We start from the raw sequence: 20272 nt of genomic DNA, 5'->3' as shown, positions 1-20272 counted from the left end.
TGTTAAGAGCAAGGCAGCATGAAAATCCCCTACTTTGAAAGGCCCCTGTTCTTCTTTAATCAGGAGCGTTTCCGACTGGCGCTGGAAGGCGCAGGCAACCGCACCATCCCGGTCTTCAAGGACGCCATCAGTGCCGCCAACGGACACCTGGATGGCCGCTTTGACGAAGGCGAAGACATCGCCCACCTGATCTACGACCGCGCGCTGTTTATCGACTGTATGCTGCACTATGCCTGGCACCAGTTCAGCTGGAGCGACCAGGTGGCACTGATTGCGGTTGGCGGCTATGGCCGCGGCGAGCTGCATCCCCGCTCCGACATTGACCTGCTGCTGCTGATGAGGGAGGAAAACCCCCAGGACCTGGAAGCCGCCCAGCAGCTACTGTTGCTGCTGTGGGACATCGGTCTCGATATTGGCCACAGTGTGCGCACCATCGACCAATGCGTACAGATCGCCCGCGAAGATATCACCGTGGCTACCAACCTGATGGAGTGCCGCACCATTGTCGGCAGCAGTGTCATCGGCAGCGAACTGCAACGACTGACCCAGCCCGAGCACATGTGGCCGGCGGATCAGTTCTTCAAAGCCAAGCTGGCAGAGCAGCAGGCGCGCCACCGCAAGTACAACAACACCGAGTACAACCTCGAGCCCAACGTCAAAAACGCCCCCGGTGGCCTGCGGGACATCCAGACCATCGCCTGGGTGGCCAAACGCTACTACGGGGTACGCACCCTCAAGCAGCTGGTCGGCCAGGAGTTTTTCAGCGAAGAGGAGTTCGCACTGCTGCGCGGCGGCGAAGAGTTCCTGTGGAAGGTGCGCTATGGACTGCACCGGCTGGCGGGACGCCCGGAGGAACGACTGCTGTTTGACTACCAGCGCCAGCTGGCCAAGGAGTTCGGTTACCGGGACAGCGACAAGGGGCTGGCAGTGGAGCAATTTATGCACCGCTACTACCGCACCGTGCTGTCGCTGGGCGAGCTCAACGATGTGCTGCTCAGCTACCTGGACCTGGCCTTGCTGCACCACAACAGCAGCGCAGATATCGTCGCTATCAACGAGCGTTTCCAGCTGCGCGATCACTACATCGAAGTCACGCACGATAACGTGTTTGTGGAAGATCCCTCGGCACTGCTGGAGATCTTTGTGCTTATGGGCAACGACGACAGCATCATCGGCGTGCGCCCCGAAACCATCCGCCTGCTGCGCGAACACCGCGACCTGATCGACGATAACTTCCGCACCGATCCCCGCAACACCCAGCTGTTTGTGGATCTGCTGCGCTGCAAATACTCCCTGGTGACCCAGCTGGAGCGTATGAAGCGCTACAACATCCTGGGCCGCTACCTGCCGGAGTTCGGTGAGATTATCGGCCAGATGCAGCACGACCTGTTCCACATCTATACCGTGGATGCCCACACCCTGTCGGTGATCAGGAATATGCGCCTGCTGCGCGAGCCGGAGGCCAAGGACCAGTTCCCGGTGGCCTGGCAGTGCATGCGCCAGCTGCCCAAGCCGGAGCTGCTGTACATGGCCGGCCTCTACCACGACATCGCCAAGGGTCGCGGTGGCGATCACTCCACCCTTGGGGCCACGGATGCCTTCGACTTCTGCCAGCGGCACGGACTCAGTACCTGGGAGTGTCGCCTGGTCGCCTGGCTGGTGGAGAAGCACCTGATCATGTCCGCGGTTTCCCAGAAGCAGGACATCTCCGATCCCGATGTGATTCACAAGTTTGCCGCGGAGGTGGGTGACCGCCTGCACCTGGACTACCTGTTTGCCCTAACTGTGGCCGACATCAACGCCACCAACCCGACGCTGTGGACCACCTGGCGTGCCAGCCTCATGCGCCAGCTCTACAACGAAACCCTGCGCGCCCTGCGCCGCGGGCTGGAAAATCCTATCGACCGCCAGGACCTGATCAACGATACCCAGGAGAGCGCCATGGCCATATTGACCGGCCAGGGTTACTCCCGCGACTCGATCCAGGCGCTGTGGAGCTACCTCGAAGACGACTATTTCCTGCGGGAAAGCGCGGCGGAAATCGCCTGGCAGAGTGGCGCCATCATCCGCCACAACAGCACCAGCGACCTGATCCTGGTACGCGAAACCACCAGCCTCAAGCATGAGGGCGCCACAGAGATTTTTGTCCGCACCCGCGACCGCAGCAACGTTTTCGCCGCGGTGGCAACCGCCATCGACTACCTGAACCTCTCCATTCAGGATGCGCGCATCTACAACACCGAGCGCGGTGGCTACACCATTGATACCTTCTATGTGCTGGACACCAACAAGCAGCCCATCGGCGACAACCCGGCCCTGCACCAGAAGATCCACACCACCCTGGAGAAAGCACTGGAGCAGGTGGACAACGTGGGCGATATCATCTCCCGTCGCACACCGCGACAGCTGAAGAGCTTCCCCATCAAAACCCGCACCAGCATCAGCAACGATATCAAAACCAACACCACCATCCTGGAGGTGATCACACCTGACCGTCCGGGCCTGCTGGCACTGGTTGCACGTATCTTCCTGGAGTTCGGCATCCAGATCAGCAATGCCAAGATCACTACCCTGGGAGAGCGGGTGGAAGATATTTTCTTTATTACCGACACTAACGGCGAACCGCTGAGTGACCCGAATATCTGCCGCCAGCTGCAGGATGCCATCTGTACCCAGCTGGACCAGCAGGTTGAACACAGTCAGCAGGGCTGACACCTGCGACCTGAACCGGCAACGAATTGACGAGCTGACACAGAATTTAACGAGCCGACAGAGAAATTAACGAGAGCAACATGAACCCAGACCTGCAGCGCCTGCAACCCTATCCGTTTGAGAAGCTCAATGCCCTCAAGGCCGGCGTCACCCCACCGGCCAACCTGGCGCACATCGCCCTCTCCATCGGCGAACCCAAACACCTGCCGCCGCAGTTTGTGCTCGACAGCCTGGCCGCTAACCTGCCACGGCTGGCCAACTATCCCAACTCCAAAGGCTTGCCGGAGTTGCGCCAGGCCATCAGCCAGTGGCTGGAGCAACGTTTCAGCCTGCAGGCCGGCAGTGTGGATGCCGAGCGCCATGTGCTGCCGGTAAATGGCACCCGCGAAGCCCTGTTTGCCTTTACCCAGGCAGTGGTGGATCGCACGTCGAATCCGCTGGTAGTGAGCCCCAACCCCTTCTACCAGATTTACGAAGGCGCAGCCTTTCTCGCCGGAGCCGAGCCGTACTTCCTCAACTGCCTGCAGGAGAACCGCTACCTGCCGGACTTTGATGCCGTACCCGCCGATGTGTGGCAGCGCTGCCAGCTGTTGTTCCTCTGCTCTCCCGGCAACCCCACCGGCGCCGTGATCGATACCGATACACTGAAAAAGCTGATTGCCCTGGCGGACGAGCACGACTTTGTAATCGCCAGTGACGAGTGCTACTCGGAGCTCTATTTCGATGAGGCCAACCCGCCGGTGGGACTGCTGCAGGCCTGTGCCGAGCTGGGCCGTCACGACTTCCATCGCTGTGTGGTATTCCACTCCCTCTCCAAACGCTCAAACCTGCCGGGCCTGCGCTCCGGCTTTGTGGCCGGCGATGCGGAGATCATGAGCCGCTTCCTGCTCTACCGCACCTACCACGGCTGCGCCATGGCGATCCCCAACCAGCTGGCCTCCATTGCCGCCTGGCAGGACGAAGGGCACGTATTGGCCAACCGTGACGCCTACCGCGCCAAGTTCGATGCGGTGCTCTCCATCCTGCAGGGTCAACTGGATGTGACCAAGCCCGATGCCAGTTTCTATCTCTGGCCCAAGACCGACATGAGTGACACCGACTTCGCCCAGCGCCTGTTCGCCGAACAGCACATCACCGTACTGCCGGGCCGCTTTATCGCCCGCGACGCGGACGGCATTAACCCGGGCGAGCACCATGTACGCATGGCACTGGTAGCCACCCTGGAAGAGTGTGTGGAAGCCGCAGAGCGGATTAAGGATTTCCTCAGCCGCGGCTGAGCATGGGGTAGTGTCAACCGTGACTGAAGTGAAAAACCTGCCCAAAAACGAGCGGGTGCGTGTAATCCATGAACGCCTCAAGGAACTCTACCCGGAGCCACCGGTACCGCTGGATCACAAGGATCCCTACACCCTGCTGGTGGCGGTACTGCTGTCGGCACAGTGCACCGATGAACGGGTCAACCAGGTCACTCCCGCACTCTGGCAGCTGGCCGACAACCCCTTCGACATGATGCACCGTTCGGTGGAGGAGATTCAGGCGGTGATTCGCCCCTGCGGCCTGTCACCACAGAAAGCCAAAGCCATTGCCGGCCTGTCACAGATCCTGGTGGAAAAATACAACGGCGAAGTGCCGGCAGATATGGAAGCGCTGGAGCAGCTGCCCGGGGTAGGCCACAAGACTGCCGGCGTGGTGATGGCGCAGGCCTTTGGTGTGCCTGCATTCCCGGTGGACACCCATATCCACCGCCTGGCCCAGCGCTGGGGCCTGACCAACGGCAAGAATGTGCAGCAGACCGAGAAGGACCTGAAGCGACTGTTCCCGCAAGAGGACTGGAACAAGCTGCATCTGCAGATCATCTTCTACGGGCGGGAATACTGTACTGCCCGCGGTTGCGATGGCACGGTGTGCGAACTGTGCCGGCGCTGTTACCCGGCGCGCAAGCATCCCAAGAAAGTGCACAAGCCCTAGAATACGGTCAACTCCTGCACAGGCGGCAATCCCCGAGGCGTTCCTTCCGGTAAGGTACACAAATCCACGTCATTCCCGCGCAGGCAGGAATCCATGCGATCTGCGGAATATGGACTCCCGCCTGCGCGGGAGTGACGGAATGTTTGTGGTGCGGACTCAACTCCCGTTCGACCAGGGAGCCGGAGCGCTGCCAGATAAGCCGGGAGAGTTAATGACCTCGCACACAGAACGCCCTGCGGTTACAAGGGCGTGAAAGCGACTTCAACGCACCGCCTGCCCCCGATACAACCGCACATCGCGAAACTCCGCAGACTCGTCCAGGTCCGGCATGGTGCAGCCCTCGCGCCGGGCAATCTGCTCATAGGGCGGAAAATCAAAGTTCTTCACCCGCGAGTCGGCAATCAGTACATCGTCGGCCCGCTCTATAAAGCGCGCCAGCCACGGCAGATTATCGCGGTCGTAGAGTACGTCCGCCACCAGGATCAGGTCCACCGGGCCGGTGATATTGTCGAAGTCATCGCTGAGGGTGAGCGTCACCTCATTGAGGCGCGCATTCTCCTCCGTGGCCAGCAGTGCCAGCGGGTCAATATCGCAGGCGATGACTTCCGCCGCACCGGCCATCGCCGCGGCGATGGCCATCACGCCGCTGCCACACCCAAAATCCACCACCCGCTTGCCAGCCACCAGCTGCGGATTGTCCAGCAGGTAACGGGACAACACCAGGCCTGACGCCCAGCAGAAGGCCCAGTAATAAGGCTGCTCCATCAGCTTAAGCGCAGCCTCCTGCGGCAACCTGTCCTGGGGGTAATCTTCATTCATCAGAAACAGCGAAATACCGGTACCGTTATCGAGACTGAGGGTTTCGATACGGGCAGTGGGCAAAATATCCTGCACGGCAGCGGTCAGGCGTGTGTTGATCAAGCGAAAGGTCCCGTGTGAATGCATTTCTCTGGCTGGTGCTTGTTCCTGCCAGCGTCGTGAGGCTGTATGGTCGTGAGGCTGAAAGACAGGCTCATTATAACCATCCAACAGGTCAATCAACCAACGTCGGCAACAGCCTGCTCAGGTAATCCAACACGAAACAACCCCTCTTATTACCAAACCGGCAGACTTTGTGAGGGCTATCACCTATCGGTCTAAAAAAGCTGCACAATTAACATCTTTTGCTGACAAATTCCGGGAAACTGCAATCAATCCAAAACCTCCTGACGAGACCCTTCGGCGATGACCGCTTCAGCATTGCAAAAACCTGTTCTGGTATGGGCACTGCTTTTAACTGCCTCCCTGGCGGGCGGTGCGCAGGCGGGCGAAGCCAGTGAAGAGGGACGCTGGTTGGACCTGCTGAGCCACGGCGACGCGGCACACAGTGAAAACCTGGCACTGGTGGAGCGGGAAGACGAGGATTATCTGAGCCTCGAGCAAGGCTGGCTGGATCGCCTGCGCGGCGAAGAGAGTAAAGAGGACCTTGACCTGACCCGCATGCGCTACCAGACCGATATCGGCCAGGAATTCATGCAGGTACGCTTCTTCTACAACTTCTGATCAGTGCCTGGTAGCTGCAGGCAGCAGCGCGCTTCACGCACCAACTGACAGCCCAGCCCTACCCCGCTTTTTCGGTCACCACCCCTGAACCCAGCATCTGCCCCAGCCAGCGTGTACCGTCGCTGCTTTCCAGCGCAATCTTCACCGTCATGGTCAGGGGTACCGACAGCAACATACCCACCGGCCCCAGCACCCAGCCCCAGAACACCAATGACAGGAACACCACCAGCGTCGACAGGTTAAGGCCTCGTCCCATAATGCGCGGCTCCAGTACATTGCCCACCAGGGTATTCACCAGCAGGTAGCCAACACCGGTCAGTACTGCGTCGCCAACCCCCAATTGAATCAGGGCCAGCAACACCGCCGGAATCGCCGCCAGGATCGAGCCCAGGTTGGGGACGAAGTTGAGCAGGAACGCCAGCATGCCCCACAGCACCGGGTAGTCCACCCCCAGCCACAGCAGCCACAAATAGACCAGGCCGCCGGTCAGCAGGCTGAGCAGGCTCTTGATCGCCATGTATTGATTAACGCTGTGAGTGAAACGGCTCAGCGCCGCCACCATCTGCTCACCGCGAGGGTGATTGCTGATCAGCTTGTCCCCGAAGCGCACCTCTTCCGCCAGGATAAAAATGACCGTCAGCAGGATAAGGAAAGCGTTGGTCATTACATTGCCCAGTGACGACAGGGTCGTACCGACAAAACCGAGAATCACCGACGGGTTCAACACGTCCTGCATCAGTGACGATGGCAGGCTATAACCACGCTGCTGCAACCAAATCTGTAACTGATCCCGTAACACCAGCAGCCGCGCCTGGTAATCCGGCAGGTCACCGCGGAAGTCATTGATGGACGCACCCACCACCGCCCCCACAGTCACCCCAGCGGCAATAATACCGAGCAGTACGATCAGCAGCGACAGCATCCCCGGCACACCACGGCTCTTCAGCCACACCAGTGGCGGTGAACAGATCACCGCGATAAACAGTGACAGCAGAAACGGCACCAGCATAGCCTCTGCTGTACGCATACCGGCAACCACAATCACAAAGGCGGCAGCGGGCAACAGGAAGCGGGTCACTGGTGCAGGTTGGGATGTCATGCGAAGAAGTCCTTGTGTACGCAAAAAATGGCCACGATGCGAATGCCGTGGAGATGGGTCGTCGCTATGATTTCAGAGACTCGGATGGGGGTAAAGGGCAAAATCCACAATCACGGCTCCGCCTCCTCAAGCGCCTGTAACTCCTGTAGCTGCTGTTCCAGGGCGGCCATGCCATCTTTGTTCAACAGGTGACCATCACGGTTATCCCCCACAAAACAGCGCTCATCAATATCGGCACAGCAGCGCCGGATGGCTTCCAGTGGCGGATCGTGGCGAATGGGGATTTCACAGAAAATGCGCCACTGGTGCTCACTGGCCTGCCCCAACAACATCCACTGCAACAACTGTCGGGCCTGGCGGCGCTGTGCGCGATAGTGAGGCGTGCGCACATTCAGCAGTAACAGGGTCACCAGCACACTGACGACCACCGCAGCCAATACAGAAATCAACAGGGTCATGTAAGCACCACAATCACGGAAACACCAACAGCTTCAGCGCCAGCAGCAAGGTCACCCCGATCAGTACCGGCTGCACCAGCGCCGCACCGCGATCAATCACCAGCTGCGATCCCAGCCGCGCGCCGACCACCTGCGCCGCCGCCATCATCAGGGCCAGCTTCCACCAGACGTGACCGGCCAGGATAAACAGGGTCAGCGAGGTAAAATTCACCGTCAGCACCAGTGGCTTGGTATGAGCCGTAGCGCGGCGCAGGTTGTAGCCCCTCAGGGCCGAGTAGGCCACCGCATAAAAGGAGCCCATGGCCGGCCCCAGGAAGCCACCGTAAAAGCCGACGCCGCCACCGACCAGGCAATCAAAGCGGTTGCGGCTCCAGCGCGGCTCGTGATCGCTGTCAGACATACGCGGCGACAGTGCGATATAGATGGCCAGCAGGATCAGGATAAAGGGCAGGATCTGCTTCAACAGCTCCGGACTGATCTGCTGTACCGTGAGCGTGCCCAGTGCCGCCCCCACCAGGGCATAGATTACCGTACCGCGCACGGACGCCAGGTCCAGGTGTCCCTTGCGCAGAAAATTGATGGTTGAAGTGAGGGTGCCGCAGACGCTCTGGAACTTGTTGGTGGCCAGCGCGTTGAGTGGCGGCACGCCGGCGGTTAACAGCACCGGTAACACGATCAACCCACCGGAACCGGCAATGGCACTGACAAAGCCGGCAATAAAGGCGACCAGCACCAGTGCCACCAGGGTCAGGTCAGACAGCTGTTCAACCCCCACTTATTGCGCTCCGTTAATGATCATTACCCTTCCAGAGTCATGCCCTCGGCACCCGGCCCCAGTGGCTGCCCATAGCTGAACTCTACCTGTTGCCCTTCGGGATCGATGATGCCGCAGTAATAGCCAACCGGGTACGGCTCCTCGCGGGGCTCCCATAACAGGCAACCATCGGCGCGGGCCTGATCCGCCAGCTCATCCACCCGTTCCCGGCTCTCAACCGCAAAACCCAGGTGGCGATAGTCCCCCGACGGCAGGGGCACACGGTGACCACCACTCATCATCACAAACACAAAATCGGTTTCGCGGCCGGGCTCGGCCATCCACACAATGGCGCCGCCGTGGCGGCGGTGGCAGACGCGCATACCGCAGTAGCGCTCATAGAAAGCGATGCAGGCTTCCAGATTGGTGACGTGCATTGCCAGGTGGGTCATACGGGGCCACATAAGGCGCCTCCTCTGACGGGCTGTGTGCTGGGGGTTTCACGAGTATAGGTGGTTTGGGGGCGGATTTTTAGGGACTGGTGGGTTTGAATTTTTTTGGGAGTGGATTTGAACTTTTGGTTTCGCTCTCCTGAGCGAGTCACTTTTCTTTTTTCGCCGAAAAGAAAAGTAATCAAAAGAAAGCGGCGCCCGGTTCGCTGATCAGCTGGTAAGAAGCACCAGCTGACTCCCCTCTCTCCGGGCTGTCTGCGGGGGCCGGCCTGATGGGCCCTCCTGGCCCAACAGGCCTGAAGCGCACGTCCATGTGCGTTTCTCCCCCACAGCCTGCCCTCCGTTCGGCAGCTCGCACGGGGATCGAGTCCGCACTCCGGACCGCGTTTAAACAGACACCAGATAAAGCTGACTGCCACAAAATAATCCGTCACTCCCGCGCAGGCGGGAGTCCAAAGTATTCAGTTGGTTATGGATTCCCGCCTGCGCGGGAATGACGGAAAGTGGGATGAAATGGAAGCCGATCTGGCACGGACTCAGGGGCCCCTGCGCAGCGCCGAGCACCGCAGTGCTGGAGGGGGAAGACGGCCATGGACGGCCGGCTTAGCCTTGTTGCGCCAGGGACGGCGCATCAAGGCTAAGCCGGAAGCGCGAGGAGCACAGGGAACCGGAAAGCGTCTTTTTGCTTTCCGGCGCGGAGGTGGGGCTGGGCTTTCTTTTGGTTACTCACGTGTGCCCGCTGTATCGGTATTTCTTTACCCAAACAAAGAAAAGTGACTCGCTCAGGAGAGCGAAACCAAAAGCTCAAATCCACTACAAAACAAGTAATCCCTGCGCCCTCCAAGGAAAGCGAACCCCACTGTTCAAATTCACGCAAATAAACAGACAAGCCATCCAAAATGGCCTTATTGATTCTGCGGACAAATCCCAATGAACTTGTCGTTCATATACTGGCGAATCTCTTCCGCCTGCTGTTCATGATCACCGTTGGCCCGCACCAGTTTGTCGAGAATGATCACTTTGCGGGTAGCATCCATCCCCACAAGTAACACAGGCACATCAGCTCGCTCGGCGATACGCAGAAAGCCTGTTTTCCAGCGTTGCACACGACTGCGGGTGCCTTCCGGGGTAATGCCCAGCCACACCTTATCGTGGGTGTGCAGCCACTCCACCGCCTGCCCCACCACGTCAGTGGCCTGCTGGCGATCCACCGGAATGGCGCCCAGACCCATAAACAGGTTTTTGCAGGGCCAGAAGAACGCCTCTTTTTTCATCAGGAAGGAGATACGCATATCCAGTGACAAAATGGCCGCCACCCCGACAATAAAATCCCAGTTGGAAGTGTGCGGGGCGAGGATCACCATAATGCGCGGGGCATCCGGCAACTCACCTTCCAGCCGCCAGCCAAGCATGCGCAGCAACCAGCGGCCAAACTTCTGCCAGCCGGAGGTACCCCGGCGCGGCATCTGTGCTGGAATGGTCACCTCGGCAGTCACGGATCAATGTTCCCGGGTAGAGAAGAAGGCAACATCCGGGTGACGCTCCTGGGTAAGCGAGAGATTCACCCGGGTGGGTGCCAGGTAGGTCAGGTGACCGCCACCATCCAGCGCCAGGTTGTCACTGCATTTGCGGCGGAACTCTTCCAGCTTCTTGCTATCGCCACATTCAACCCAGCGCGCGGTAGTGACACTGACCGGTTCGTAGATGGCTTCCACCTTGTACTCATCCTTGAGACGGTAAGCCACCACCTCAAACTGTAGTACACCCACGGCGCCAACGACGATGTCATTGCTGTCCAACGGGAAAAACACCTGGGTGGAACCCTCCTCCGACAGCTGCTGCAAACCCTTCTGCAGCTGTTTGGCCTTGAGCGGATCCTTGAGCCGGATCTTGCGGAACAGCTCCGGCGCAAAGTGTGGAATACCGGTAAATTTCAGCGGCTCGCCCTCGGTAAAGGTATCGCCGATCTGGATGGTACCGTGGTTATGCAGGCCGATAATGTCACCGGCCACCGCCTCTTCCACATGGCTGCGATCGCCAGCCAGGAAGGTCACTGCGTCGGCGATCTTCACATCCTTGCCGATGCGCACATGACGCATCTTCATGCCCTGGGTGTATTTGCCCGAGCAGACCCGCATAAAGGCGATACGGTCGCGGTGCTTGGGATCCATATTGGCCTGGATTTTAAAGACAAAACCGGAGAATTTTTCTTCCGAGGACTCCACCTGGCGGGCGTCGGTGGGACGCGGCTGAGGACCAGGTGCCCACTCCACGAAACCATCCAGCATTTCACGCACACCAAAGTTGCCCATGGCGGTACCGAAGAACACCGGCGTCATGCGTCCGGCCAGGTACTCCTCCAGATCGAACTCGTGGGTGGCGCCACGCACCAGCTCGATCTCCTCGCGGATATCATCGGCGTAAGCCCCCAGCAGTTCGCTGGCCTCAGCGCTGTCCAACCCCTTGATCTGCAGGTCGTCATTGATGGTGTGGCCCATGCCCTGCTGATAGACGTGGATGGTGTCGGTGTAGAGGTTGTAGACACCCTTGAAGCTCTTGCCCATGCCCAGTGGCCAGTTAATAGGGGCCGCAGAGATCTTCAGCACCTCTTCAATCTCGTCCATCACTTCGATGGGGTCACGGATATCCCGGTCCATCTTGTTGACGAAGGCCAGAATTGGCGTGTCCCGCAGGCGGCAGACATCCATCAGTTTGATGGTGCGATCTTCCACACCCTTGGCCCCATCAATGACCATCAGCACCGAGTCCACGGCGGTAAGGGTGCGGTAGGTATCTTCCGAGAAGTCCTCGTGACCGGGGGTGTCCAGCAGGTTGACCATGCGCTCCTTGTAGGGAAACTGCATCACCGAGGAGGTGACCGAGATCCCCCGCTCCTGCTCCATGGTCATCCAGTCGGACTTGGCGTGGGGGCCGCGCTTGCCCTTTACCGAACCCGCCAGCTGGATGGCATTGCCGAACAGCAACAGCTTTTCGGTGATGGTGGTTTTACCGGCATCCGGGTGGGAGATAATCGCAAAGGTGCGACGGCGGTTGATGTCATTGAGGAAGGAGCTGTTGGCCATGTCTGAATCCGCATAACGCCCCGGGCCCGGCGGTCTGCCGGCACGCTGATGGGGGGCTGTTCAATGTGGCGCGCATTATACAGACAACACCCAGCCATGACACGGCACGCCGACAGGCCCGGGCAGCCAGTCCCCGGAGAACTATGCTTAGAGGCGATAAGGCCGGTAGCGGCGAAAATGCACCCAACACCGGGAACGGTTAACCGCTGGCGAGCCTTTACGTAATTTTCCTTATAGGAATTTTAGTTTCACAATGATAGGTTGGCCTCTTTTCCAACCGGGATTACTGAAGTCATGAATCCGCAGTCGCCTCCCAATCCGCCCAGGCAATCCTCTCCATCCGCCGGGCACAGCGACACCCATGCGCCAATCATGGCGGGAGCTGCCATTGAGCTGCCGGCCAGCATCACAGTCAACGGCATCGCCCATGCCGTCATGATGGTGACCCCCACCGCCATGGAGGCCTTTGCCACCGGCTTTGCCTTCAGCGAGGGCATCATTGATAGCATCGACGACCTGAGGGATCTCACTGTCAGCCATCTGCGGCGCCCACTGCTGCCAGAGGCCCCGCAGTCGGCCAACCCGTCGCCGGAGATCGACACCATTACCCTTGAGCTGGAGATCAGCCCACGGCAGTGGCAGCGCTATCGCAATACCCGGCAATTGCGGCAGGGCAGCAGCGGCTGCGGTCTCTGTGGTCACGAAGCACTGGCCACCGCCATGCCCGCACTGGCACCGCTGGCGCCCTCGGCACTGCCGGCGCCCGAACAGCTGCAGGGGCTGCAGGCCCTGCTGGCCCGCGAGCAACTCCAGCAGCCCTCCGGTAACGGGCTGCACGCTGCACTGCTGCGGGCGCCGGACGGAGAAAGCCTCTGCTGCCTGCAGGATATCGGCCGCCACAACGCACTGGATAAAGTCATAGGCCACGCGCTGCTGCAGGGCGTGGCGCTGGAGAACCACAGCGTACTGATGAGCAGCCGCAGCAGCGTGGAGCTGGTGCAGAAAGCGGTACGTGCCCGCCTCTCCACCCTGCTTCACCTGGGCAGCCCCAGCACCCTGGCCATCCAGCTGGCCCGCCACTACCGACTCAATTTGCTGCAGGTCACCCGCCAACAACGTGTGCAGGTACATGCAGGACCGGACTCAGAGACAACACCATGAAAGAGAAATCCAAACCAACCGACGGCGACAAGGCCGCCACCGGGATTCCGCTGCATACAGGCAAAGGGCCCGCCGGCGGCTGGGGCGCCCTGAAAAGCACTACCCACCACCTGTTGCAAAGTCACAACGCGGTCAAGAATATCCGCTCCCTGCTGCACACCAACCAGGACAAGGGCTTTGACTGCCCCGGCTGCGCCTGGGGTGAAGAGGCCAAACCCCACCGTATCCGTTTCTGCGAAAACGGCGCCAAGGCGGTGAACTGGGAAGCCACCTCCAAAGTGGTGGATCGCCACTTTTTCAGCCAGCACCCGGTGAGCTGGCTGAAGCAGCAGTCCGGCTATTTCCTCGAGTACCAGGGTCGCCTGACCGAGCCCATGCGCTACAACCGCAACAGCGACTGCTACGAACCTGTCAGCTGGGAAGATGCCTACGCACTGATTGCACAGCACCTCAAACAGCTGCAGCACCCGGATCAACTGGAGCTCTACACCTCCGGCCGCGCCAGCAACGAAGCGGCGTTTCTCTACCAATTGTTCGGCCGCGCCTTCGGCACCAATAACTTTCCCGACTGCTCCAACATGTGCCACGAAGCCAGTGGCGTGGCGCTCACCGGCAGTATCGGTGTCGGCAAGGGTACGGTGACGCTGGAAGATTTTGCCGAGGCCGACGCCATCTTTGTGTTTGGCCAGAACCCTGGCACCAACCATCCGCGTATGCTGGAGACCCTGCGCAGTGCCATGAAGCGCGGCGCCAAAGTGGTGGTATTCAACACCCTGCGCGAACGGGGACTGGAAAAATTCCAGCACCCCCAGGATCCGGCAGAGATGCTTACCAATTCCGCCACCACCATGAATTCACTCTACCTGACTCCCAAACTGGGTGGTGACATGGCCGCCATCCGCGGCATGTCCAAACTGCTGCTGGAGTCGGGTGAAACACTGGACGAGGAGTTTCTCAATGCCCACACCAGCGGCAGTGAGACCTGGCTGCAGCAGGTGCGCGACAGCAGCTGGCAACAGATTGAAGAGCAGTCGGGACTGAGCCGTGATGAGCTGGCCGCAGCAGCGCGTATTTTCGCCGGTGCCGGCAAAGTGATTGCCACCTGGGCCATGGGGATTACCCAGCACTACCACTCCGTACCCACCATTCACGAGCTGGTGAACTGGATGGCGCTGGGCGGGCATATTGGTCGCCCCGGTGCCGGCCTCTGTCCGGTGCGCGGTCACAGCAATGTGCAGGGCGATCGCACCATGGGCATCAATGAACGGCCCGGCGAAGCGTTTCTTGCCGCACAGGATCAACAGTTCGGCTTTGAATCACCGCGCCGGCACGGCCACAGCACCGTAGAAGCCATCGCTGCCATGCGTGACGGTCACAGCAAGGTGTTTATCGGCCTCGGTGGCAACTTTGCCGCCGCCACACCCGATACACCGCTGACCGAGCAGGCACTGGCCAACTGTCAACTCACCGTGCACATCAGCACCAAGCTCAACCGCTCCCACCTGGCCACCGGCCGCGAGGCGCTGATCCTGCCCTGCCTGGGGCGTACTGACATCGACCTGCAGGCCAGCGGATCACAAAAAGTCACGGTGGAAGACTCCTTCAGTATGGTGCACGCTTCCGAAGGCCTGCTGCAGCCCCTGGCGGACACCATGCGTTCGGAGCCGGCCATTATTGCCGGTATTGCCAAGGCCACCCTGGGGAGTTTTCCACTGGACTGGTCAGAACTGGTGGCAGACTACGATCGCATTCGCGATCTCATTGCCGCCACCATTCCCGGCTTTGAAAACTTTAACCAGCGCCTGCAGCACCCGGGCGGCTTCTACCTGGGCAACGAGGCCCGTGAACGCCACTGGCTGACCAGCAGCGGCAAACTGGAGATGCACTCGCATCCGCTGCCCGACCATGTGGTGCCAGTCAATGCCGCCAGCCAGATGCAACCCACCACACTGATCCTGCAAACCCTGCGTTCCCACGACCAGTACAACACCACCATCTATGGACTGGAGGATCGCTACCGCGGCATCAGCGGCGAACGGCAGGTGCTGTTTATCCATCCGGAAGATATCCGCCGGCTGGGCTTTGACGCAGGAGACAAGGTGGATATCCGCTCGCTGTGGGATGACGGACAAACCCGGGAGATTTACGGCTTTACCCTGGTGCCTTACGACATACCGGCAGGCAACATCGCCGCCTACTATCCGGAGACCAACCCGCTGGTACCACTGGCCAGCCACCCCGGTGACAGTCGTACCCCCACCTCCAAAAGTATTGCGGTGGAGTTGCGCCAGCATCAGTCGCAACGGATTGCCTGATGCCGGGATAACAACGGGGCGCTTCAGCCCCTAGAAGACATGACCGAGGAAAATGTAGAAACTGTTATCCCCTTCATTGCTGTGGCCATAGGCCAGATAAGCCGGGCCGAGCGGACTGTCCCAGCCCACAAACAGGCTGTTACTGACAATCAGATCACCGTAATCGACGTCGTCCTTGTTGGCCCAGGCGTTGCCGGCTTCGGCTGAGAAACCCAGGTAGAGCGGCAGTGTGATGGCCCCGAAATCGTTCTCGACCATCTCATAGGTGTAGACCAAACTGACAAAGCGCACGTGTTGCCCGACCACCGAATTCTTTTCAAGGCCGGAGAGGTTGAGGAAGCCCCCCAGGCTGAAGGAGCCCAGCAGGGAGAGCGGATCGTCGTTGATGGTGCTCTGGTAACGCAACTGGGTACGCACGCTGTGACGGCGCCAGGAACCGACACCATTCAGTTCACTGTCCAGCGCAGTGGTGTAATCCTGCTCACCATCCAGCGTATCCCGGGTACGGGCCAACTGCGCGTTGAGCTTCCAGCCGTCCCGGGGAAAGGTGGCATGATCGAGGGTATCGAAGTTAAAACGCAGCACACCACCACGCTGATCGTAGTCGAGCTCATCCAGGTCCGGATCAAACAGCGTATACAATCCCGGCAACTCCAGCGTACCCTCTCCGTAGGTAACACCCGCCAACAGGTCGACACTGTCCGCCAGGTTCCAGCCGACCCCGCCAACCACCGCATGCTGGGTAACCGTAAAGTCGCCAAAGGATTTGCCCTCCTCCCGATAGCTGCTCACCCGCCGTTCCAGCGACAGGGCCGCGTCCCAGTAAAAATCCGTGTTGCCCATGGGCCAGTAGAGTTCACTGGTAAATACCTTGTCAGTGCCAAACTCCGCGGTGGAATACCACTCGGCACCATAGGGCGACAGGTTGGTCAGGCGATAAGAGGCACCCAGTTGATAACGGCTGAAGGAGTGAAAGTCGTCTTCAAACGACATTTTGAAATCCACATAGCCCGGGCCCCAGTCCTTCTCGCCCACGTAGACATCCAGCACCTCCTCTTCATCGGTACTGCGCACTGAAGTGTTGATGCGGGCAATGGTGCCTTGGCCGTAGAGCCGCTCACTGCCCTTCTGGATTTCATCCAGCGAATAACTGCCCTGCGACTCCAGCCCCATACGCCGCAATAAGTACTCATCTGCGAGGCGGGTCTGGTTGTCCAGTTCCACACGATCAATATAGAGATCCCGCACCTCGGCGGTCTGCGAATGCTCGGCAGCGTAGTCCGGCTGCGCCAGTGCCTGCAGGGCCGGGTCGGCGGCAAATTGCGCCTGCATGGCCTGATAACCCGCTTCGATACCTTGCGGGGACTTTTCGAAACTGAAGGTGGTAATGCCCTCCAGCTCCGGCTCCACCAGTACATCTCGCTCCGTCAGCAGGGATTTCTGGTACTCCACATTCTGCCGGGTCAACAGTCCCACCAGCTGCCGCATGATCGCCAGACCCGACTGCAGCTCATCCTTGTTCATACCCGGCGAACCGATGTTTACCGCGATCACCACCTCTGCCCCCAGGGAGCGGGCCACACTCACCGGCAGGTTGTTGGCAACGCCGCCATCCACCAGCACCCGCCCCTCCTCCTCAATGGGACGCACCACCCCGGGGATGGACATGGAGGTCTGGATCGCTGTGGCCAGGTCGCCGTGACTCAGCACCACCTCCTCGCCGCTCTCGGCATCGGCAGCCACGGCGCGAAACGGAATTGGCAAGCGGTCAAAGGAGTCAAACTCCGGGTAGTAGCCCAACATGTCATCCAGCAGCCCCTTCATCCCCTGCCCCTGCAACACCCCCTTGGGCAACTTGATCTGGCCATCGGAAAAGCCCAGGTCCAGGTGAATGGGAAAATCGTCCAGCTGGCGTTTACGGCGATTGGGAATGCGGCTGCGGCTGAGGTCGTCGCGGTAACCGGCATTCCAGTCCGCCGCCTCAAACAGCTCCTGCAACTCCTGCGGTGATTTTCCGGATGCATAGAGCCCACCCACAAAGGCTCCCATGCTGGTGCCCACCACCATATCCACCGGCACTCCATGCTCCTCCAATGCCCGGATCACGCCGATATGGGCACTGCCGCGGGCACCACCACCACCCAGTACCAGCGCAACGCAGGGGCGCTCCAGGTTCGGCGGGCAGAGGTTGTAGGCTGGCTGCGGTTCAGCGGCGGCCTGGCAAACCATAACGGCCAGTGCCAGGAATACGGCGAGCGATAAACGTAGGCAGAACCGGGCTGAAGGCAGTGTGGCAGGCAGAAGCAGATGCGGGCTAGTGAATCCAGATCCGTTGGTGGTCATGTTCCGGTCTCAATGTTTCCTGTGCGCCTAGTATGGTCACCCGCAAGCGCCATGACAATTGTCGCTGATATCCACCGTAACCCTGACACCCGCTCCTGACGGGCGATACGATTCCCGCGGCAAAAAAAAGCGCCGGCAATTGCCGGCGCGAAGAGAACTTACAAATGGAAATGGGTGTGGTGAAAACTACTTGTAGTCGATGTAGGTGCTGTTTTCGTGTTTCACCGAGTGCAGGATAGTACCGAAGGTGACCGCTACTGCCAGTGACAGGATCAGCACCATGGCCACCGGACTGTCAGCGAAAGTGAAGTAGGCTTCAACGCCTTCCCAGCTGGTAATTGGACTTACGTTCATGCTGTTGTCTCCTTAGGCAGTAGCTGCAGCAGTTGGAATGGAGGACTTGGCTGGCACCGACTCCGGGTAGGCTGCCAGCGGCACTTCAACCAGGTCGAGACCCGCTTCTTCGGCTTTCGGTGGTACGCGCAGGAAGCCCACTTTCGCCATAACCCAGGAGAGACCGAAACCAGGGATAAAGCCCAGCAGGGCCATCACGATGGCGCTCTTCAGCTGACCCATGAAGCTTACCGCAGGGGCACCTTCAACCACGTTGGGCAGACCGGCGAATACACCCAGGCCAACCACACCGATCAGGCCACCAACACCGTGCACCGAGAAGGCACCTACAGCGTCGTCGATCTTGAACTTGTTGGTGAGCAGCTTGTCAGCCAGAGGCGCAATCACCCCACCGAGGATACCCATCAGGAAGGCCAGTGGCGGGTAGTAAACGTCCAGGCCAGGTGCGGCAGAGAAGATACCGGCCAGGGCACCGGACATCATCCAGAAAGGCTGACGGGTGATGATGTAAGCACCGATAATACCGCCGGAGAAGGCCATCAGGGTGTTGAAGCTCACCGCAGACAGGGTCACAGGGGTACCGAAGATGGTGGTCCACTGGGCACCGGTGTTGTAGATGATGCAGCCACCGAGGAAACCGAAGAAACCAACGATGATCAGCATCAGGCCGATGATGCTCATGGGCACACTGTGACCGGTGATGTTCAGCGGCGTGCCGTCCGGTGCAAAGCGACCGATACGGGCACCCAGGTTAATGGTTACACCGAGGGCAAAGAAACCCGCCACCATGTGCACACAACCGGCCGCACCGAAGTCGTGGAAGCCCCACTCGGTGGTGAGCCAGCCGTCCGGATGCCAACCCCAGGCCGCACCCAGAATCCACACCACGGAGCCGAGGATAATCGCCAGGATGATGAACGAGCTCATACGAATACGCTCAATCACCGCACCGGAAAAGATCGATGCTGTGGTTGCCGCGAACAGTACAAACGCCCCCCAGAAGATACCGCTGGCGTTATCCGCCAGGTTGGGACCCATATTGGTAGACCAGGGCAAACCCGCTGCCGCGGCTTCAAAGTCCGGCGTAAAGCCGCTGTACATGGCGAGGTAGATCCACCAACCGAAGAAGAAGAAAGTGGGAATGATAAAAGCAAAAGCGAGGATGTTTTTCACACCCGACGCCAATGCGTTCTTGAGGCGCGAAGCACCCATTTCATACGCCAGGAAGCCGGCGTGAATGATGACCATCAACCCCGTACACCACCAATAAAACACTTCCATATTGATGGTGCCGGACATCTCGATCAGAGTTTGTAACTCCGCGAGTTTCTCTGCAGTTTGTACTTCGTCCATAGTGATCCCCGATGTTGATTAGAACCCGTCTTCATCACTGCAAGTGCCTTTAGCACAGCGGTTGCACGCACTGTAAAAAAGCACTTTCAGTAATAAAAAATTCTTAATAGGAAATGCAATAGCCGTACCCAGATTTAAATTTCTTTACATTTCAACCGGTTACTGCGGTCGCATTTTTCCTCATTCGTTTAACCAAGCACCAAAGTGGGTCTTTGCGAAAATCCTGAGCCACTTTGATACATCCGCTGGCGTCAGCCTTCACCCTCTTTGCGCTGGCCGCAGAAAAATCCGATGCCATAGCTGGGCGACTGAAAGGTAATGACGCTGCCCTTGGGAAAATAGAAAACATCGCCCACGGTGGCGTGCACCTGGTTGCCGGTCTCGTCGGTGATGAGCATCTCCCCCTCCACAATGATTTTCATCTCGTGGTAGTGGTACTCGTACACCAGCGGCTCATCGGATTTCTCCATGCGGTAAAAGCCCGCTGCAATGGTTTTGTCCGGGTCCTCAGAGACAGCGATGTCGCCAAGGAAGGCGTTGATACCCGGCCGGTTCATGCTGGGCAGTTCGGTTTTGATGGCCTGTTTGTAGTAGGTCATTGCTTGCGCCATGGTGTGTCCTCCAGTAGTGACAAATAGGCAGTAGTGACTAAATGGCTATCGATTTGCGTTTGCTCTG

At 59.3% G+C, this 20272-nt stretch carries 17 protein-coding genes; 6 read left to right on the top strand and 11 right to left on the bottom strand.

Translation table 11 applies throughout. The features are described 5' to 3' along the window. The first annotated feature begins 18 nt into the window (after positions 1-18). The 3 genes from GSF27_RS16415 to nth all read left to right on the top strand — a co-directional run bounded on the left by GSF27_RS16415 (position 19) and on the right by nth (position 4680). Positions 19-2712, top strand: coding sequence for a [protein-PII] uridylyltransferase (locus GSF27_RS16415; RefSeq protein WP_160971149.1), 2694 nt, complete (start codon positions 19-21; stop codon positions 2710-2712). An 80-nt stretch (positions 2713-2792) separates the two neighbouring features. Beyond that, entirely contained in the window at positions 2793-3989 is a 1197-nt protein-coding gene (gene dapC / locus GSF27_RS16410) for a succinyldiaminopimelate transaminase (RefSeq protein ID WP_160971148.1), read from the top strand. Between the two features lie 37 nt (positions 3990-4026). Further along, on the top strand, positions 4027-4680 hold the full coding sequence (gene nth / locus GSF27_RS16405) for an endonuclease III (RefSeq protein WP_160971209.1): 654 nt from the start codon (positions 4027-4029) through the stop codon (positions 4678-4680). A 261-nt stretch (positions 4681-4941) separates the two neighbouring features. Here the strand turns inward: nth and GSF27_RS16400 are convergent, their stop codons facing one another. Then, positions 4942-5601: a methyltransferase gene (locus GSF27_RS16400; protein ID WP_237457613.1), complete on the bottom strand. Its 660-nt coding sequence runs from the start codon at positions 5599-5601 to the stop codon at positions 4942-4944. A 303-nt stretch (positions 5602-5904) separates the two neighbouring features. On the opposite strand from GSF27_RS16400, the gene GSF27_RS16395 reads away from it, so the two are divergent. Continuing rightward, positions 5905-6222, top strand: a complete 318-nt coding sequence (locus GSF27_RS16395; protein WP_160971146.1) for a hypothetical protein — start codon at positions 5905-5907, stop codon at positions 6220-6222. A 58-nt stretch (positions 6223-6280) separates the two neighbouring features. Here the strand turns inward: GSF27_RS16395 and GSF27_RS16390 are convergent, their stop codons facing one another. The 6 genes from GSF27_RS16390 to prfC all read right to left on the bottom strand — a co-directional run bounded on the left by GSF27_RS16390 (position 6281) and on the right by prfC (position 12068). Further along, on the bottom strand, positions 6281-7321 hold the full coding sequence (locus GSF27_RS16390; protein ID WP_160971145.1) for an AI-2E family transporter: 1041 nt from the start codon (positions 7319-7321) through the stop codon (positions 6281-6283). A 110-nt stretch (positions 7322-7431) separates the two neighbouring features. Further along, entirely contained in the window at positions 7432-7779 is a 348-nt protein-coding gene (locus tag GSF27_RS16385; RefSeq protein ID WP_160971144.1) for a hypothetical protein, read from the bottom strand. Between the two features lie 13 nt (positions 7780-7792). After that, positions 7793-8554, bottom strand: coding sequence for a TSUP family transporter (locus tag GSF27_RS16380; protein WP_370462623.1), 762 nt, complete (start codon positions 8552-8554; stop codon positions 7793-7795). Between the two features lie 23 nt (positions 8555-8577). Continuing rightward, positions 8578-8997, bottom strand: coding sequence for a VOC family protein (locus tag GSF27_RS16375; RefSeq protein ID WP_160971143.1), 420 nt, complete (start codon positions 8995-8997; stop codon positions 8578-8580). Between the two features lie 893 nt (positions 8998-9890). After that, the gene (locus tag GSF27_RS16370; protein ID WP_370462622.1) at positions 9891-10481 is read right to left on the bottom strand and encodes a 1-acyl-sn-glycerol-3-phosphate acyltransferase; all 591 of its coding nucleotides are present in this window, start codon (positions 10479-10481) and stop codon (positions 9891-9893) included. A gap of 3 nt (positions 10482-10484) precedes the next feature. Further along, positions 10485-12068, bottom strand: a complete 1584-nt coding sequence (gene prfC, locus GSF27_RS16365) for a peptide chain release factor 3 (protein WP_160971142.1) — start codon at positions 12066-12068, stop codon at positions 10485-10487. A 294-nt stretch (positions 12069-12362) separates the two neighbouring features. Here prfC and GSF27_RS16360 point away from each other — a divergent pair, with 294 nt between their 5' ends. Further along, positions 12363-13229 (top strand): formate dehydrogenase accessory sulfurtransferase FdhD, encoded by an 867-nt coding sequence (locus GSF27_RS16360; RefSeq protein ID WP_160971141.1) that lies wholly within the window; start codon positions 12363-12365, stop codon positions 13227-13229. After that, positions 13226-15544, top strand: coding sequence for an FdhF/YdeP family oxidoreductase (locus tag GSF27_RS16355; protein WP_160971140.1), 2319 nt, complete (start codon positions 13226-13228; stop codon positions 15542-15544). The genes GSF27_RS16360 and GSF27_RS16355 overlap by 4 nt, the downstream gene beginning before the upstream one ends. 30 nt (positions 15545-15574) lie before the next feature. Here the strand turns inward: GSF27_RS16355 and GSF27_RS16350 are convergent, their stop codons facing one another. From GSF27_RS16350 to GSF27_RS16340, 4 genes are all read right to left on the bottom strand, one after another. Then, a complete protein-coding gene (locus GSF27_RS16350) occupies positions 15575-17773 on the bottom strand; it encodes a patatin-like phospholipase family protein (RefSeq protein WP_160971139.1) in 2199 nt (732 codons plus the stop codon). A gap of 300 nt (positions 17774-18073) precedes the next feature. Further along, entirely contained in the window at positions 18074-18241 is a 168-nt protein-coding gene (locus tag GSF27_RS17755; RefSeq protein WP_202410515.1) for a hypothetical protein, read from the bottom strand. A gap of 12 nt (positions 18242-18253) precedes the next feature. Next, positions 18254-19594, bottom strand: coding sequence for an ammonium transporter (locus GSF27_RS16345; RefSeq protein WP_160971138.1), 1341 nt, complete (start codon positions 19592-19594; stop codon positions 18254-18256). Between the two features lie 251 nt (positions 19595-19845). Beyond that, entirely contained in the window at positions 19846-20205 is a 360-nt protein-coding gene (locus GSF27_RS16340) for a cupin domain-containing protein (RefSeq protein ID WP_160971136.1), read from the bottom strand. Between the last annotated feature and the right edge of the window lie 67 nt (positions 20206-20272).

Origin of the sequence: Pseudomaricurvus sp. HS19, from assembly GCF_009857815.1 — a bacterium.
Taxonomy (GTDB): Bacteria; Pseudomonadota; Gammaproteobacteria; order Pseudomonadales; family Cellvibrionaceae; genus Pseudomaricurvus.
Note: the sequence above shows the minus strand (reverse complement) of the source record. Positions and strands in the feature narration are given on the sequence as shown.